The organism is Ensifer sp. YR511, from assembly GCF_900103045.1.
Classification (GTDB): Bacteria; Pseudomonadota; Alphaproteobacteria; order Rhizobiales; family Rhizobiaceae; genus Ensifer; species Ensifer adhaerens.
In genome coordinates this window covers 243990-259742 of sequence record NZ_FNGR01000001.1, presented here as the reverse complement: position 1 = coordinate 259742, position 15753 = coordinate 243990, and the positions used below count along the sequence as shown (strand labels likewise).

Genomic DNA, 15753 nt, shown 5'->3' with positions numbered 1-15753 from the left:
CTTCGACAGAGCCCCGCGCGAGGGGGCGAAGTTCAATTCGAAGGGCCGGCACAGACGCGTTTATCCCGATCGCGCCCGGCACTTCTGTCCAATGGAGGCAATCACGTGTCACAGGCGGAAATCGGCCTAATCGGTCTCGGCGTCATGGGCTCGAACCTGGCGCTCAACATCGCTGAAAAAGGCAACAAGATCGCGGTGTTCAACCGCACCGTCGAAGCGACGCACAAATTCTACGCGGAGGCCGGCGACCTCCAGGGCCAGATCGTGCCCTGCGACACCATTGAAGAGTTTGTCGCCGCCATCCGCCCGCCGCGTCCGATCATCATCATGATCAAGGCCGGCGAGCCGGTCGACCAGCAGATGGAAATCCTGAAGCCGTATCTCGCCAAGGGCGACATCATGATCGATGCCGGCAACGCCAACTTCCGCGACACGATGCGCCGCTTCGAGACGCTGAAGGATTCGGGTCTTACCTTCATCGGCATGGGCGTTTCCGGCGGTGAGGAAGGCGCGCGCCACGGCCCGTCGATCATGGTCGGCGGCAAGGAAGAGTCCTGGAAGCGCGTCGAGAGCGTGCTGACCTCGATCGCCGCCAAGTATGACAACGTGCCTTGCGTCGCCTGGCTCGGCGAAAACGGCGCCGGCCACTTCGTCAAGACCATCCACAACGGCATCGAATATGCCGACATGCAGATGATCGCCGAAATCTACGGCATCCTGCGCGACGGCCTGAAGATGTCGGCGAGCGAGATCGGCGAAGTCTTCGGCACCTGGAACAAGGGCCGCCTCAATTCCTACCTGATCGAGATCACCGAGAAGGTGCTGAAGGCCGCCGATCCTTTGACCGGCAAGCCGATCGTCGACCTGATCCTCGACAAGGCCGGTCAGAAGGGCACCGGCAAGTGGTCGGTGATCGAGGCGCAGAACATGGGCGTGCCGGCAACCGGCATAGAGGCGGCGGTTGCAGCCCGCAGCATCTCCTCGATGAAGGACGAGCGCGAAGCGGCCGAAAAGATCCTCGGGCTTCCCCAAGTTGGCGAGTTCAAGGTCGCCGACAGGGCAGCCTTCATCAAGGATCTCGAAAGCGCGCTGCTTGCCGCCAAGATCGGCGCCTATGCGCAAGGCTTCGCCGTGATGTCGGCGGCGTCCAAGGAGTTCAACTGGAACCTGCCGATGCCGACGATCGCCAAGATCTGGCGCGCCGGCTGCATCATCCGTTCGCAGTTCCTGGACGAGATCACCACCGCCTTCACCAAGGCGCCGGATGCCGCCAACCTGATCGTCACGCCGGCCTTTGCCGCCATGGTCAAGGACACCGACGGGGCGCTGCGCCGCGTCGTCTCGGCCGCCGTTCTCGGCGGCCTGCCGGTTCCGGCACTCGCCTCCGCACTCGGCTACTTCGACAGCTACCGCCGCGGCCGCGGCACGGCCAACGTCATCCAGGCGCAGCGCGACTTCTTCGGCGCCCATGGCTTTGACCGCGTCGACGGTGCCGACAGCCATCATGGCCCGTGGGGCAGCGGCCTGAACGCCTGAGCGTTCGAGTAAACAGATGAATGCGGGGCGGCCTTCGGGTCGCCCCGTTTTCGGTTGGGAATCGTGCTGACTGGACTGGATGCTAGCCCGTCATCGAGACAGGTGCCGATCGTTCCGCGGTTCCCCCGCCGCCTGACGCGCTGGGATTGGAACAGGACTTGATCGGCAGGACGGCGAAAAGCGAGGCAATCATCAGCACAACGATGATCAACAGCAGCCTGTCGGTGAAGGCAGCGCGAAAAATCTGAAAGACATAATGTTTGGTCTTCATCGTGCCCACGCGCTTTCTTCGCCATCCCTTCCGGGAGGGCCTTCGTGCATCGTGGACGTCATGCGTCCGTTCCTGTGAATGTACGTCAGACGGGAAACGGCCGAAAGTGCCGATTGTTGCCGGCCTGGGCTTGTGCACCGCGTGACGCCAGTTGTCCCAAAGACCCCTGGCGGGCGCGGCTAACGCCGAGAAGCGCGGCGATCGTCGCGGGTTCGGCTGCGTTCGCCCGGGTGCTGCGAGCCGCGCATCGTTTCGCGCTCATCCGTTCGACGCGGAAATGGCGTAACCGTGTTTGGCGGTGACGAGCGGCGGCGCCGTTGCCGCAGCCTACCCAGTCTCTTTGGCGGATCGACAAAGATCACCAGCAGAAAGCCGATGGCCATGAGCAGGTAGGCCGGAATGCCGGTCGTTGTGCTGCCGACGAAAGCGCAAAGCATGGCGAGCGCCAGATAGATGCCGATGGTCAAGGGATTGGACAGGAAGGCCCACGCGCGGTCAGTCAGCCTGTCTTTCCATGCAATTCTCGATGTCATGCCGAACATCACCTGTCTGAAGTGATTGGCAGCTTTTTTGTTTGCTGCGATGGCGCCCCAGCCCGTGCAATATGTGACCGGTGCATGGCGCGGCAATGACACTCAGACCTTTGGCAGCAAGAGTCGGACCAAAGTCCCATCGATTTCACGGCGCGATAAGTTAGGATCGGTGGGCGTTGCCACGGCAGCGCCACAAGAACCTAGTTTTTTCAGTACCGATTTAGAGCAGGGTCGCGTTATGCGTTTGGGTTCTGCTTGCAGGTCCTCGGTCCCGCCGAGGAAGGCGGTGACTGCGAAATGCTGGGCGCCGGCGCGCGACGCCCAGCTTGCTTTGCTTCAGCTGCGAAGACCCGGCGCTTCCTGGCCGGTCCGCTCGACATATTCCGTGTAACCGCCGCCATACTGATGGATGCCCTCGGGCGTCAGCTCCAGCACACGGTTGGAAAGGGCTGCGAGGAAGTGGCGGTCGTGCGAAACGAACAGCATGGTGCCTTCGTAGTCCGCGAGCGCCTTGATCAGCATTTCCTTGGTGTCGAGGTCGAGGTGGTTGGTGGGTTCGTCGAGAACAAGCAGATTCGGCGGGTCAAAGAGCATGATCGCCATCACCAGGCGCGCCTTCTCGCCGCCCGAAAGCACCCGGCACTTCTTCTCGACATCGTCCCCGGAAAAGCCGAAGCAGCCGGCAAGCGCGCGCAGCGGCGCCTGGCCGGCCTGCGGGAAGGTGTCTTCGAGCTGCTGCAGCACCGTGCGGTCGCCATCGAGCACGTCCATCGCATGCTGGGCGAAGTAGCCCATCTTGACGCTGGCGCCGAGCGCGACATTGCCTTCGTCCGGTTCGGTCGAGCCGGCGACGAGCTTCAACAGCGTCGACTTGCCGGCACCATTGATGCCCATGATGCACCAGCGCTCCCGGCGGCGCACCATGAAGTCGAGCCCTTCATAGATGCTGCGGCTGCCATATTTCTTGTGCACGCCCTTGATGTTGATGACGTCTTCGCCGGAGCGCGGCGCCGGACGGAATTCGAAGTTGACCGTCTGGCGGCGCTTCGGCGGCTCGACCCGGTCGATCTTCTCGAGCTTCTTTACGCGGCTCTGGACCTGCGAGGCGTGCGAGGCGCGCGCCTTGAAGCGCTCGATGAACTTGATCTCCTTTGCGAGCATCGCCTGCTGGCGCTCGAACTGCGCTTGCTGCTGCTTCTCGTTCTGGGCGCGCTGCTGCTCGTAGAAGCCGTAGTCGCCCGAATACGCGTTGAGCTGGCCTGCGTCGATCTCGATGATCTTGGTGATGATGCGGTTCATGAACTCGCGGTCGTGCGAGGTCATCATCAGTGCGCCGTCGTAGTTCTTGAGGAAGTCTTCGAGCCAGATCAGGCTTTCGAGATCGAGATGGTTGCTCGGTTCGTCGAGCAGCATCACGTCGGGCCGCATCAGCAGGATACGGGCAAGCGCCACGCGCATCTTCCAGCCGCCCGAGAGCTTGCCGACGTCGCCGTCCATCATCTCCTGGGAGAAGCTGAGGCCCGCCAGCACTTCGCGGGCGCGGCCCTCGAGCGCGTAGCCGTCGAGTTCTTCGTAGCGCGCCTGCACCTCGCCGTAGCGCTCGATAATCGCGTCCATTTCATCGAGGCGATCCGGATCGACCATGGCGGCCTCGAGCTCGCGCAGCTCGGCGGCAACTTCGCTGACAGGGCCAGCGCCGTTCATCACTTCGGCAACGGCGCTGTTGCCGGACATCTCGCCGACGTCCTGGTTGAAGTAGCCGATGGTGACGCCCTTATCGACGGCGACCTGGCCTTCGTCGGGGATTTCCTCGCCGGTGATCATGCGGAAGAGCGAGGACTTTCCGGCGCCGTTCGGGCCGACGAGGCCGACCTTTTCGCCGCGGTTGAGCGCGGCGGAGGCTTCGATGAAAAGAATGCGGTGGCTGAGCTGCTTGCTGATGTTTTCGATACGGATCATGTCTGCGGTAGCCTGAAGGGAGGAGCGGGGCGCAGTCGCGCCCAATTGTTGCCCCGGCCTGTCGCAGGTTTCTGCGTCACAAGCAAGACTTGAGGGCTGTTTTCAGCCTTTCCTAGGCGCGCAAGCCACGCGTGATCGGCGGCTGGAACTCGGGCTGGCTAAGGCTCTGCAGCGTTTCTGGCGGCTGGCCGTCGATGTGGCCGATGACTGCCTTGGCCAGTTCCCGACCGGCCACGCGGATGTCCTCGTACATGGTCATGACTTCCGGGCGCAGCCAGCGCAGGAAGTCGCTCGGTGACTTCGAGACCATGTCGCAGTCTTCGCCGAGCTTCTTCTTGGCCATTTCCAGGCCGGCAATCAAAGCGATCGCACCGGAGCCGCTGCCCGAAACGATGCCGTCGGGCGCGTCCGCCGAGCGCATCAGGGGTTCGAAGGCGTCGCGGATCTCGACCAGTGAATGGTCAATGTTGGTCTGGTGGAAGCCGACTGCATCCGCCTGGAAATCGCGAAGCCCACGCTCGAAACCGGCGCGCATGTGTGAATAGAAGGTGAGGTGCGGCGGCGGCTCGAGCAGCACCAGCTTCCGCCGGCCGCGCGCCACCAGTTTGCGTACCGCCTCGTAGGCGAAACGCTCGTTGTCGAAGTCGTGATAGGGGTGAACGATCCCCATTTCGGTGCGGCCGTGCGTGACGAAGGGCAGGCCGCGCTCGGTCAAAAGCGCCACACGCGGATCGTGCGGCTCGGTTCGCGAGATGATCACGCCGTCTGCGGCACCCGTGTCGAGGATATAGCGGATCGGCGCCAGCGCGTCCTTGACGGCGCTATAGGGGGTGACGACCAGGTGGTAGGGCGTGCCGGCAAGGATCTCGGTGATGCCGACGACCATCGGGCTGGTGATGCCCATGATCTCTTCTTCCAGCGTCAATACGAGACTGATGACATTGGTCTTGCCGGTTCTCAGGCGCACGCCGGCGCGGTTCGGCTGGTAGCCGATCTGTTTGGCGACGAGCCGCACACGCTCCTTGGTTTCCGCACCGATATCGGGCGCATCCTTCAACGCCCGCGAAACCGTAGTGATGCCGAGCCCGGTCATGAAGGCGATCGTCTTCAGTGTCGGACGGGCTCCATCCGGCAGTGTCTGCGGCCTGTTTTTCGTCTTGTTGTCCATTGCCGTCACCCGCCCACTCTCTTGCCGCACGCCGCCAGATTGCCCGTCCGGCAGCGAAACGCGTCGGTTCAGTTCCATCCGCCGCGCCGTCGCCCTGTCACGTCATCGCGTTATATACGAAAAGTCGGTGGCGGCTATGCTGCTTTGGATGGATCAAATTGCTTCAAATCTGTAACGATACAGTTGCGATGTCGAGCGTTTTCGTTGCTGCGCTGCGAAAGATGGAGCGGACTGGTTGAATCGGAAGTTTTGGCGCATGCTTTTTGCACTTGCGAGATGGCGCCTCCGATGCCGGTACGCCATTTTTGCGGAAAATATATGTATTTCAGCGCGATGTAAGGGATTCCTGCTGGCCGCGTGGGTGCCGCCATTGCGCGCAAAGCGCTTTGGAACGCGGCTGCCGTATGCACGCAATGGGTGTTTTTTAAAATTCTGTTTAAATCGATTGTGGTGGGTGTTGCGTCCTGTAATCGATTGCACTAAGTTTTTTACGGTAACGTTACAGTGAGGGAGGAGACTCATGAATTTACGTTCTTTCGCCGCCGTGCTTTCAGCCGCCGTGGCCCTGCCGCTCAGCACAGCCAACGCTGTCGATCTTGAAGTGACCCATTGGTGGACCTCGGGCGGCGAAGCTGCCGCGGTCGCGGAACTCGCCAAGGCCTTCGATGCGACGGGCAATCACTGGGTCGACGGCGCGATCGCCGGTTCTGGCGGCACCGCCCGTCCGATCATGATCAGCCGCATCACCGGTGGCGACCCGATGGGCGCCACGCAGTTCAACCATGGTCGCCAGGCCGAGGAACTGGTTCAGGCCGGGCTGATGCGTGATCTCACCGATGTCGCAACCCGCGAGAAGTGGAAGGACATCATCAAGCCGGCGAGCCTGCTTGATTCCTGCACGATCGACGGCAAGATCTATTGCGCCCCGGTCAACATCCACTCCTGGCAGTGGCTGTGGCTGTCGAATGCGGCCTTCAAGACGGCCGGCGTCGAGGTTCCGAAGAACTGGGATGAATTCGTGGCCGCGGCGCCCGCGCTCGAAAAGGCAGGCATCGTGCCGCTCGCCGTCGGCGGTCAGCCGTGGCAGGCAGCCGGCGCCTTCGACGTGCTGATGGTGGCGATCGCCGGCAAGGACACCTTCCAGAAGGTCTTCGGCGACAAGGACGAGGAAGTGGCAGCGGGTCCTGAGATCGCCAAGGTCTTCAAGGCTGCCGACGATGCCCGCCGCATGTCGAAAGGCTCCAACGTCCAGGACTGGAACCAGGCGACCAACATGGTCATCACCGGCAAGGCCGGCGGCCAGATCATGGGCGACTGGGCGCAGGGTGAATTCGCGCTGGCCGGCCAGAAGGCCGGAACCGACTACACCTGCCTGCCGGGCCTCGGCGTCAACGAGATCATCTCGACCGGTGGCGACGCCTTCTACTTCCCGCTTCTGAAGGACGAGGAAAAGTCGAAGGCGCAGGAAGCGCTGGCCTCGACGCTGCTCGATCCGAAGACGCAGGTCGCCTTCAACCTCAAGAAGGGTTCGCTGCCGGTGCGCGGCGACGTCGATCTGGCGGCTGCCAACGACTGCATGAAGAAGGGGCTGGACATTCTTGCCAAGGGCAACGTGATCCAGGGTACCGACCAGCTGCTTTCGGCCGACAGCCAGAAGCAGAAGGAAGACCTGTTCTCCGAATTCTTCGCCAACCCGTCGATCACGCCGGAAGACGCGCAGAAGCGCTTCGCCGACATCATCGCGAACGCGGAGTAACCGCAATTGCCTTGGCCGGCCTCTTTGAAAACGAGGCCGGTCAAAGCCTCCCATTCGGCAGGATGTGCCGGTCGTCCGCGCGTGATGCGTTTGCGGGCCCCATGGGAGTGGTTGTCGCCCTGATGTGGCAGAGCGCTGCGCGCTGAGTGCGCGGGGCTGCCCATCGTCCGAAACCCAATGCAGTTCCGGAGGAACGAAACATGGCGGGTTACACACAAGGTTCGGGCCGACCGAACCAGTGGCTGCGGAACCTGAACGCGAAGATTGCCTCCGTCCCGATGATCTTGACGGCCGTGGTGATCTTCCTCGGCGGCACGATCTGGACGGTCGTCTATTCCTTCACCAATTCCAAGCTGTTGCCGCGGCTCTCATTCGTCGGCCTCGATCAGTACGAGCGCCTCTGGGCGGCGCCGCGCTGGCTGATCTCGGTGCAGAATCTGGCAATCTACGGCATCTTCTCGCTGATCTTCAGCCTGCTGATCGGCTTCGTGCTGGCCGCATTGATGGACCAGAAGATCCGCTTCGAAAATACCTTCCGCACCATCATGCTCTATCCCTTCGCCCTGTCCTTCATCGTGACGGGCCTGGTCTGGCAATGGCTGCTCAATCCGGAATTCGGCATCCAGTCGGTGGTGCGCTCGCTCGGCTGGGAAAGCTTCACCTTCGACCCGCTCTATAATGCCGACATCGTCATCTACGGCATCCTGATCGCAGCCCTCTGGCAGGGCACCGGGCTCGTCATGTGCCTGATGCTCGCAGGTCTTCGCGGCATCGACGAGGACATCTGGAAGGCCGCGCGCGTCGACGGCATACCCATGTGGAAGACCTACATCTTCGTCGTCATTCCGATGATGCGCGGCGTCTTCATCACCACGCTGGTGATCATCGCCAGCGGCATCGTCAAGGTTTACGACCTGGTGGTGGCGCAGACGAGCGGCGGTCCCGGCATCGCGTCGGAAGTGCCTGCAAAATATGTCTACGACTACATGTTCCAGGCGCAGAACCTCGGTCAGGGCTTTGCCGCCTCGACGATGATGCTCATCACCGTCGCCATCATCATCGTGCCTTGGGCCTATCTGGAATTCGGGGGAGGGCGCAAGCGTGTCTGATATCGTTGCTTTCAATTCGGTGACTGAAGAGGCCGCACTGCAGGCGCAGACAAACCGGGTCGTCGCTGGCCCCCGCGGCGCCAAGCCCCGCCGGGCGTTGTCTGGCCGCAACATCATGATCTACGGCACGCTGATTGTCGTGGCGCTGTACTACCTGCTGCCGCTCTACGTGATGGTCATGACTTCGCTCAAGGGCATGCCGGAAATCCGGCTCGGCAACATCTTTGCCCCGCCGGTTGAAATCACCTTCGAGCCTTGGGCAAAGGCCTGGGCGAGCGCTTGCACGGGGCTCAACTGCGACGGCCTTTCGCGCGGCTTCTGGAACTCGGTGCGCATCACCGTTCCTTCGACGATCGTCTCGATCGCGATCGCCTCGGTCAACGGTTATGCGCTCGCCAACTGGCGCTTCAAGGGGGCGGAGCTGTTCTTCACCATCCTCATCGTCGGCGCCTTCATTCCCTATCAGGTGATGATCTATCCGATCGTCATCGTACTGCGGGAAATGGGCATCTACGGCACGCTCACCGGCCTCATCCTCGTGCACACCATCTTCGGCATGCCGATCCTGACGCTGCTCTTCCGCAACTATTTCGCCGGCCTGCCGGAGGAACTGTTCAAGGCCGCGCGCGTCGATGGCGCCGGCTTCTGGACGATCTACTTCAAGATCATGCTGCCGATGTCACTGCCGATCTTCGTGGTAGCGATGATCCTGCAGGTCACCGGGATCTGGAACGACTTCCTGTTCGGCGTCGTGTTCACCCGGCCGGAATACTACCCGATGACGGTTCAGCTCAACAACATCGTCAACTCGGTCCAGGGCGTGAAGGAATACAACGTCAACATGGCGGCGACGATCCTGACCGGGGCGGTTCCGCTCTTCGTCTACTTCGTCTCCGGACGGCTTTTTGTCCGCGGCATCGCCGCCGGCGCAGTGAAAGGGTAACAACATGCAAAACGTCAGCGTATCGGTCAAAGACCTGTCGTTGAGCTTCGGTGCCGTCACTGTGCTCGACACGCTCAACCTCGACATCAAGGACGGCGAGTTCCTGGTGCTGCTCGGCTCGTCCGGCTGCGGCAAGTCGACCCTGCTGAACTGCATCGCCGGGCTGCTCGATGTCAGCGACGGGCAGATCTTCATCAAGAACAAGAACGTCACCTGGGAGGAGCCCAAGGACCGCGGCATCGGCATGGTGTTCCAGTCCTACGCGCTCTATCCGCAGATGTCGGTGGAGAAGAACCTCTCCTTCGGCCTGCAGGTCGCCAAGGTGCCGAAGGAAGAGATCGACAAGCGCGTCAGCCGCGCCGCCGAGATCCTGCAGATCCAGCCGCTCTTGAAGCGCAAGCCTTCGGAACTCTCGGGCGGCCAGCGCCAGCGTGTGGCGATCGGCCGGGCGCTGGTGCGCGATGTCGACGTGTTCCTGTTCGACGAGCCGCTCTCCAACCTCGACGCCAAGCTGCGCTCGGAACTGCGCGTCGAGATCAAGCGGCTGCACCAGTCGCTGAAGAACACGATGATCTACGTCACCCATGACCAGATCGAGGCCTTGACGCTTGCCGACCGCATCGCGGTCATGAAGAGCGGCGTGATCCAGCAGCTTGCCGATCCGATGACGATCTACAACGCGCCGGAAAACCTGTTCGTCGCCGGCTTCATCGGTTCGCCGTCGATGAACTTCTTTCGCGGCGAACTGCAGCTGCGCGACCAGCGCGCCTACGTCCACGCCAACGGCGTCGATTTCGACGTGTCGGCCTATCCGTCGCGCGCGCCCTTCGTGCATGGCCAGAAGGTGGTGCTGGGCTTGAGGCCCGAGCATGTGCGCGTCGACGAAGCGGCAAGTGGCGCGCCGGCCTCGCACCGGGCGGTCGTCGATATCGAGGAGCCGATGGGCGCCGACAATCTGCTGTGGCTGAAGCTTGCCGGACAGTCGATGTCGGTTCGTATCGCCGGCCAGCGGCGCTATGCGCCGGGCACGGCGGTCACGCTTTCCTTCGACATGGGCGTCGCCTCGATCTTCGATGCGACAAGCGAGAACCGACTCTGAAATAAGGAGATGCCGGGCGGCCACCGCTGCCCGGCACCTCCCAGCAATGACTGTGCCGGCGTGGCCGGTCGATCTATGGAACCATGCGCATGCTCTCTGAGGATTTCACCCGCACCGCCATTCGTCTCGATCTCGCAGGGGATTGGCAACTTTCTTCCGTCGACAATAGCCATGCGCTGGCAATGGAGTTGCCGGGCGATGTGCATTCGGCGCTGCTGAAGGCCGGCGTGATCGACGACCCGTATGTGGGGCGCAACGAAAACGACGTGCAGTGGGCGGCGCACAAGGACTGGGTGATCGAGCGCACGGTCACGGTCGGTGCCGACGACATTGCCGGCTACTGGTATCTCGACCTTGAATACCTCGACACGGTTGCCTCGGTGTTCGTCAATGACAAGCTGGTGCTTGAAGCGGAGAATTGCTTCCGACGCTATCGCCCGGATGTCTCGAAGACGCTGGTTGGAGGCGAGAACCGCATCCGCATCGTGTTGCATTCCTCGATTGCCGAAGGCGCGCGGCGGCAGGCGGAGCAGCCCTTCTACGTGCCCTATCACCCTGGCAATTCACCGATCGCCAACGGCAATATGCTGCGCAAACCCCAGTGCCATTTCGGCTGGGACTGGAACCTCGCGATCGCGCCGCTCGGCGTCTACGGAGAGATCGCCCTTTGCCGGCTGGAGATCGCCCGCATCGAGCATGTGACGAGCAAGCAGGTCTGGCTGGAGGATGGCAGCGTCGATCTGGTGGTGACGCTGACGCTCTTTGCCGATGGGCCGGGTATTGTGCCGGTGCACTTCTCGCTCGACGAGGACCGCGAACGGCTCGATTGCGCCGTCGGCAAGGGCGAGACCCGCATCACCCATGTCTTCACCGTGAGCGAGCCCAAGCGCTGGTGGCCGGCTGGAAGCGGCGAGCAGGACCTGTCGCGGCTGACCGTCGAGGTGCCGCAGGAGCAGGTGACGCGTCAGATCGGTTTCCGCACCGCCGAGCTTCTGACCGACAAGGACGAGGCCGGCAGCCGCTTCGCCTTCCGCGTCAACGGGCGCGAGATCTTCTGCAAGGGCGCCAACTGGATCCCGGCCGATGCGCTGGCGTCGCGGGTGACCCGCGAAGGCGTCGAAGACCTTTTGACCTCGGCTGTCGATGCCAACATGAACATGATCCGCGTCTGGGGCGGCGGCTTCTACGAGCCGGACTGGTTCTACGATCTGTGCGACCGGCTGGGCCTCATGGTCTGGCAGGACTTCATGTTCGCCTGCAACCTCTATCCTTCGACGCCGGATTTCCTGGAGAATGTCGCAGCCGAGGTGGACTACCAGGCCAAGCGCCTGTCGTCGCATCCGTCGATCGCGGTCTGGTGTGGCGACAACGAGCTCGTCGGCGCGCTCACCTGGTTCGATGAGCCGCGCAAGGATCGCGACCGTTATCTCGTCTCATATGACCGGCTGAACCGCACCATCGAGGTGGCGCTGAAGGCGGCGCTGCCCGAAGCGATCTGGTGGCCGTCGAGCCCGGCGTCGGGATATCTCGACTTCGGCGACGCCTGGCATGCCGATGGTTCCGGCGACATGCACTATTGGTCGGTCTGGCACGAAAACAAGTCCTTCGACAATTACCGCACCGTGCGGCCGCGCTTCTGCTCGGAGTTCGGCTTCCAGTCCTATACGTCGATGCCGGTCATCCGGCAGTTTGCGGCCGAGAAGGACCTCAATATCGCGTCGCCCGTGATCGAGAGCCACCAGAAGAATGTCGGCGGCAACGAGCGCATCGCCGGCACGATGTTCCGCTACTTCCGTTTCCCCAAGGATTTTCCGGCTTTCGTCTATCTCAGCCAGGTGCAGCAGGGGCTGGCGATCCGCACGGCCGTTGACTACTGGCGCTCGTTGAAGCCCCATTGCATGGGCACGCTCTACTGGCAGCTCAACGACACCTGGCCGGTCGCCTCCTGGTCGAGCCTCGACTATGGCGGCAGCTGGAAGGCGATGCACTACATGGTCCGTCGCTTCTTCCAGCCGGTCTCGGTCGCAGCGATCCCATCGGCAGATGGAAAGGAAATCGCGTTCTCGATGGTCAACGATACGGCAGAGCCGGTGACCGTCGCGCTGCAGACCTTCCTGGTTTCGCTCGATGGCCAGCGCACGCCGCTCGCGGCGGTCGCCGGTACCTGCAGCCCGGACCGGGCGGCAACGCTGGCGACGATCGCGGCCTTCGACATTCCGGAAGGCGACCTGCTGTTCTGGTCGTTCGAGGCATCGAACGGCATGCGCGGTGAGGGGCACCACGTCAACGGCACCTACAAGGCGCTCGACCTCAAGCCGTCCGGCCTGACACTCGATGTCGCGCCCGCAGGCGAAGGCGCCTTCGACGTCACGGTCAAGGCGAGCGGCTTGGCGCTGCATGTGATGATCGAGGCGGATGTCGCCGGGCGCTATTCCGACAACGCCTTCGACCTCTTGGCCGGCGAGACGAAGGTCATCCGTTTTACCCCGAAGGTGCTGTTTGACGCAGGTGAGCTGCCGCGCTTTTCCGCCTTCGATCTCGAATCCTGCCAGGGAAAGGGTTGACCGCCATGAAACGCAGCCACCTCAACGACATCATCGCTGAGAGCGATGCCTTCATGAAGAGCTTCGGCTTCACCCTGCCACCCTTTGCCTACTGGTCGCCGGAGCAACTGAAGGCGCGCGTCGCTTCCGACAGTCCGACGATCTTTGATGCCCGGCTCGGCTGGGACATTACCGACTATGGCAAGGGCCGCTTCGACGAGTTCGGGCTGGTGCTCTTCACGCTGCGCAACGGCAATGCCGCCAATCTGAAGACCGGGCAGGGCATGGTTTACGCCGAGAAGCTGATGATCACCGCCAAGGACCAGGTCAACCCGCTGCACCGTCACGCGGTCAAGACCGAGGACATCATCAACCGTGGCGGCGGTTCGCTGGTGCTGCAGATGTACAATTCCAGACCGGACGGCTCGGTTGACGAGGAGAGCGACGTCGTTGTCGCGACCGATGCACGGCTGCGCACGCTGAAAGCTGGCGACCTGCTGAAGCTCAAGGCCGGTGAAAGCGTCACACTTCTCCCTGGCAACTGGCACGCCTTCTGGGCCGAGGGCGCCGACGTGCTGATGGGCGAAGTATCGACCGTCAACGACGATCTCACCGACAACTATTTCCGCGAGCCGGTCGGTCGCTTCTCGGCGATCGAGGAGGACGCAGGCCCCGCCCACCTCTTGGTGTCGGACTACGATACCTGGCTCAGGTGATACCGAGACCCCAACAACCCCAAGATCCCACTATCCCAAGACCCCCAGGACGAAATCGAGGAGGATTTCATGAAGGACGTCAGTTTCCAGCTTTATAGCGCTCGCAATTTCCCGCCTTTCGCCAATGTGCTGAAAGCACTCGGCGACGCCGGCTACAGCCAGGTCGAAGGTTACGGCGCGCTTTACGCAGCGCTCAGCGACGCCGAGATCGCCGCCTTCAAGGAAGGTCTCGACGACAATGGTCTCGCCATGCCGACCGCGCACTTTGGCCTGGACATGCTCGAAAGCGATCCAGCCCGCGTGCTCGAAATCGCCAAGGCGCTCGGCATCAAGGCGATCTATTGCCCCTACCTGATGCCCGACCAGCGCCCGACCGATGCCGCCGGCTGGCGCGCCTTCGGCGAGCGGCTGCAGAAGGCCGGCAAGCCCTATCGTGATGCCGGCCTGATCTTCGGCTGGCACAACCACGACTTCGAGTTCGCGGCCCTTCCGGATGGCAGTATTCCGCAGGACCTGATCTTTGCGGGCGGACCGGATCTCTCCTGGGAGGCCGATATCGCCTGGATCATCCGCGGCGGCGCCGATCCGATCGCCTGGATCAAGAAGTATGGCGACCGCATCACCGCCGTGCATGTGAAGGACATCGCGCCGACAGGCGAGAAGAAGGACGAGGACGGCTGGGCCGATGTCGGCGAGGGCACGGTCGACTGGAAAGGCCTGTTTGCGGCACTTTCCGGCACGAAGGCCCGCTACTTCATCGCCGAGCACGACAACCCGAGCGATTTCAAGCGCTTCGCCAAGCGTTCGCTCGCCTCCATCCAATCTTATTGAGAAGCAGGTTTATCCATGACCAAGGAACTTGGCGTCGGCATCATCGGATGCGGCAACATCTCCACCACCTACTTCAAGCTTGCCCCGCTTTTCCGGGGCATCAAGGTTGTCGCCTGCGCCGACATCAACCCGGCGGCAGCCGAGGCGCGGGCGGCCGAATACGGCGTTCAAGCTGAGAGCATCGAGGCGCTGCTCGTCAATCCCGATGTCGACATCGTCGTCAACCTGACCATTCCGGACGCGCACTATCCGGTCTCCAAGGCAATCCTCGAAGCCGGCAAACACGTCTATTCGGAAAAGCCGCTGGTGCTCTCCCTGGAGCAGGGCGAGGAGTTGAGGGCGATCGTCAAGGCGAAGGGCCTTTCCGTCGGCTGCGCGCCGGACACCTTCCTCGGCGGCGCGCATCAGCTTGCCCGTAGCTATGTTGACGCGGGCAAGATCGGCCGGGTGACCTCGGGCACCTGCCACGTCATGAGCCCGGGCATGGAGATGTGGCATCCGAACCCGGACTTCTTCTTCCTGCCCGGCGGCGGCCCGATCCTCGATCTCGGTCCCTACTACATCGCCAACCTGATCAACCTGATCGGCCCGGTGAAGCGCGTGGCGGCGCTCGCCACCATGGCCAACCCGACCCGCACGATCACCAGCGAACCGCGCAAGGGCGAGGTGATCCCGGTCAAGACGCCGACCAACATCCACGCGCTGCTCGAATTTGAGAACGGCGCGACGATCACGCTGTCGGCCAGCTGGGATGTCTGGTCGCACCGCCATGCCAACATGGAGCTTTACGGCACCGAAGGCTCGCTCTACGTGCCCGACCCGAACTTCTTCGGCGGCACGGTGGAAGCAAGCGGCTGCGACAAGAAAATCGAGCCGCTGGAGCCCTGGGATCATCCTTTCGGTGTTGCCAACCAGGAGCATCCGCAGGGGCCGATGGCGAATTACCGCACCGCCGGCCTTGCCGACATGGCGCTCGCCATCCTCGAGGGCCGCGATGCCCGCTGCTCGCTCGACCGCGCGCTGCACGGCGTCGACGTCATGGTGTCGATCCTGAAATCTGGCGAGGAGGGACGTTTCGTCGAACTCTCCACCACTTGCACCCAGCCGGCCGCCCTCGGCATCGAGGAAGCTCGGGCACTCTTGCGCGAGACCGAAGAAGAAATGTCGGGAAATCGCGTCGCTGCCGCTTCATAGCGACACCGGAGAGGTTTAGACCTTTGTGAACTGAGGTTTCCGTAGCGGCCAACCGCTACGGAAACCGTTTCATTTTTGAGGGTGGCGGACGAGTT

The 15753-nt window shown here is 62.6% G+C and carries 13 protein-coding genes; 9 read left to right on the top strand and 4 right to left on the bottom strand.

Going from position 1 to position 15753, the window contains the following annotated elements; genetic code table 11:
• The first annotated feature begins 105 nt into the window (after positions 1–105).
• Complete coding sequence (gndA, locus tag BLU15_RS01215; RefSeq protein WP_090293976.1) at positions 106–1536, top strand: NADP-dependent phosphogluconate dehydrogenase; 1431 nt, start codon at positions 106–108, stop codon at positions 1534–1536.
• Positions 1537–1618: 82 nt separating this feature from the next.
• Here the strand turns inward: gndA and BLU15_RS01210 are convergent, their stop codons facing one another.
• The 4 genes from BLU15_RS01210 to BLU15_RS01195 all read right to left on the bottom strand — a co-directional run bounded on the left by BLU15_RS01210 (position 1619) and on the right by BLU15_RS01195 (position 5467).
• Complete coding sequence (locus BLU15_RS01210; protein ID WP_113079769.1) at positions 1619–1807, bottom strand: hypothetical protein; 189 nt, start codon at positions 1805–1807, stop codon at positions 1619–1621.
• 179 nt (positions 1808–1986) lie between these two features.
• Complete coding sequence (locus BLU15_RS01205) at positions 1987–2442, bottom strand: hypothetical protein (protein ID WP_143034190.1); 456 nt, start codon at positions 2440–2442, stop codon at positions 1987–1989.
• 234 nt (positions 2443–2676) lie between these two features.
• Positions 2677–4299 (bottom strand): ABC-F family ATP-binding cassette domain-containing protein, encoded by a 1623-nt coding sequence (locus BLU15_RS01200; protein ID WP_090293970.1) that lies wholly within the window; start codon positions 4297–4299, stop codon positions 2677–2679.
• Positions 4300–4411: 112 nt separating this feature from the next.
• Complete coding sequence (locus BLU15_RS01195; protein WP_060520634.1) at positions 4412–5467, bottom strand: LacI family transcriptional regulator; 1056 nt, start codon at positions 5465–5467, stop codon at positions 4412–4414.
• Between the two features lie 520 nt (positions 5468–5987).
• Between BLU15_RS01195 and BLU15_RS01185 the strand changes: the two genes are divergently transcribed.
• The 8 genes from BLU15_RS01185 to BLU15_RS01150 all read left to right on the top strand — a co-directional run bounded on the left by BLU15_RS01185 (position 5988) and on the right by BLU15_RS01150 (position 15658).
• Complete coding sequence (locus BLU15_RS01185) at positions 5988–7223, top strand: ABC transporter substrate-binding protein (RefSeq protein ID WP_090293966.1); 1236 nt, start codon at positions 5988–5990, stop codon at positions 7221–7223.
• A gap of 200 nt (positions 7224–7423) precedes the next feature.
• Positions 7424–8332, top strand: coding sequence for a carbohydrate ABC transporter permease (locus BLU15_RS01180; protein WP_034788417.1), 909 nt, complete (start codon positions 7424–7426; stop codon positions 8330–8332).
• A gap of 115 nt (positions 8333–8447) precedes the next feature.
• The gene (locus BLU15_RS01175; RefSeq protein WP_370689664.1) at positions 8448–9275 is read left to right on the top strand and encodes a carbohydrate ABC transporter permease; all 828 of its coding nucleotides are present in this window, start codon (positions 8448–8450) and stop codon (positions 9273–9275) included.
• A 4-nt stretch (positions 9276–9279) separates the two neighbouring features.
• A complete protein-coding gene (locus BLU15_RS01170) occupies positions 9280–10374 on the top strand; it encodes an ABC transporter ATP-binding protein (RefSeq protein WP_034788421.1) in 1095 nt (364 codons plus the stop codon).
• 89 nt (positions 10375–10463) lie between these two features.
• On the top strand, positions 10464–12938 hold the full coding sequence (locus BLU15_RS01165; protein ID WP_090293964.1) for a beta-mannosidase: 2475 nt from the start codon (positions 10464–10466) through the stop codon (positions 12936–12938).
• Positions 12939–12943: 5 nt separating this feature from the next.
• Positions 12944–13633 (top strand): D-lyxose/D-mannose family sugar isomerase, encoded by a 690-nt coding sequence (locus BLU15_RS01160; protein ID WP_090293962.1) that lies wholly within the window; start codon positions 12944–12946, stop codon positions 13631–13633.
• A gap of 69 nt (positions 13634–13702) precedes the next feature.
• Entirely contained in the window at positions 13703–14464 is a 762-nt protein-coding gene (locus BLU15_RS01155) for a sugar phosphate isomerase/epimerase family protein (RefSeq protein WP_090293960.1), read from the top strand.
• 15 nt (positions 14465–14479) lie between these two features.
• On the top strand, positions 14480–15658 hold the full coding sequence (locus tag BLU15_RS01150) for a Gfo/Idh/MocA family protein (RefSeq protein WP_090293959.1): 1179 nt from the start codon (positions 14480–14482) through the stop codon (positions 15656–15658).
• The last annotated feature ends 95 nt before the right edge of the window (positions 15659–15753 follow it).

What these genes read in the sequence shown, in the direction of transcription:
- BLU15_RS01170 (WP_034788421.1), top strand. Translation starts at nt 9,280, where the DNA reads ATGCAAAACGTCAGCGTATCGGTCAAAGACCTGTCGTTGAGCTTCGGT.
- BLU15_RS01200 (WP_090293970.1), bottom strand. Translation starts at nt 4,299, where the DNA reads ATGATCCGTATCGAAAACATCAGCAAGCAGCTCAGCCACCGCATTCTT.
- BLU15_RS01165 (WP_090293964.1), top strand. Translation starts at nt 10,464, where the DNA reads ATGCTCTCTGAGGATTTCACCCGCACCGCCATTCGTCTCGATCTCGCA.
- BLU15_RS01185 (WP_090293966.1), top strand. Translation starts at nt 5,988, where the DNA reads ATGAATTTACGTTCTTTCGCCGCCGTGCTTTCAGCCGCCGTGGCCCTG.
- BLU15_RS01210 (WP_113079769.1), bottom strand. Translation starts at nt 1,807, where the DNA reads ATGAAGACCAAACATTATGTCTTTCAGATTTTTCGCGCTGCCTTCACC.
- BLU15_RS01160 (WP_090293962.1), top strand. Translation starts at nt 12,944, where the DNA reads ATGAAACGCAGCCACCTCAACGACATCATCGCTGAGAGCGATGCCTTC.
- BLU15_RS01175 (WP_370689664.1), top strand. Translation starts at nt 8,448, where the DNA reads ATGATCTACGGCACGCTGATTGTCGTGGCGCTGTACTACCTGCTGCCG.
- BLU15_RS01155 (WP_090293960.1), top strand. Translation starts at nt 13,703, where the DNA reads ATGAAGGACGTCAGTTTCCAGCTTTATAGCGCTCGCAATTTCCCGCCT.
- BLU15_RS01150 (WP_090293959.1), top strand. Translation starts at nt 14,480, where the DNA reads ATGACCAAGGAACTTGGCGTCGGCATCATCGGATGCGGCAACATCTCC.
- BLU15_RS01195 (WP_060520634.1), bottom strand. Translation starts at nt 5,467, where the DNA reads ATGGACAACAAGACGAAAAACAGGCCGCAGACACTGCCGGATGGAGCC.
- BLU15_RS01180 (WP_034788417.1), top strand. Translation starts at nt 7,424, where the DNA reads ATGGCGGGTTACACACAAGGTTCGGGCCGACCGAACCAGTGGCTGCGG.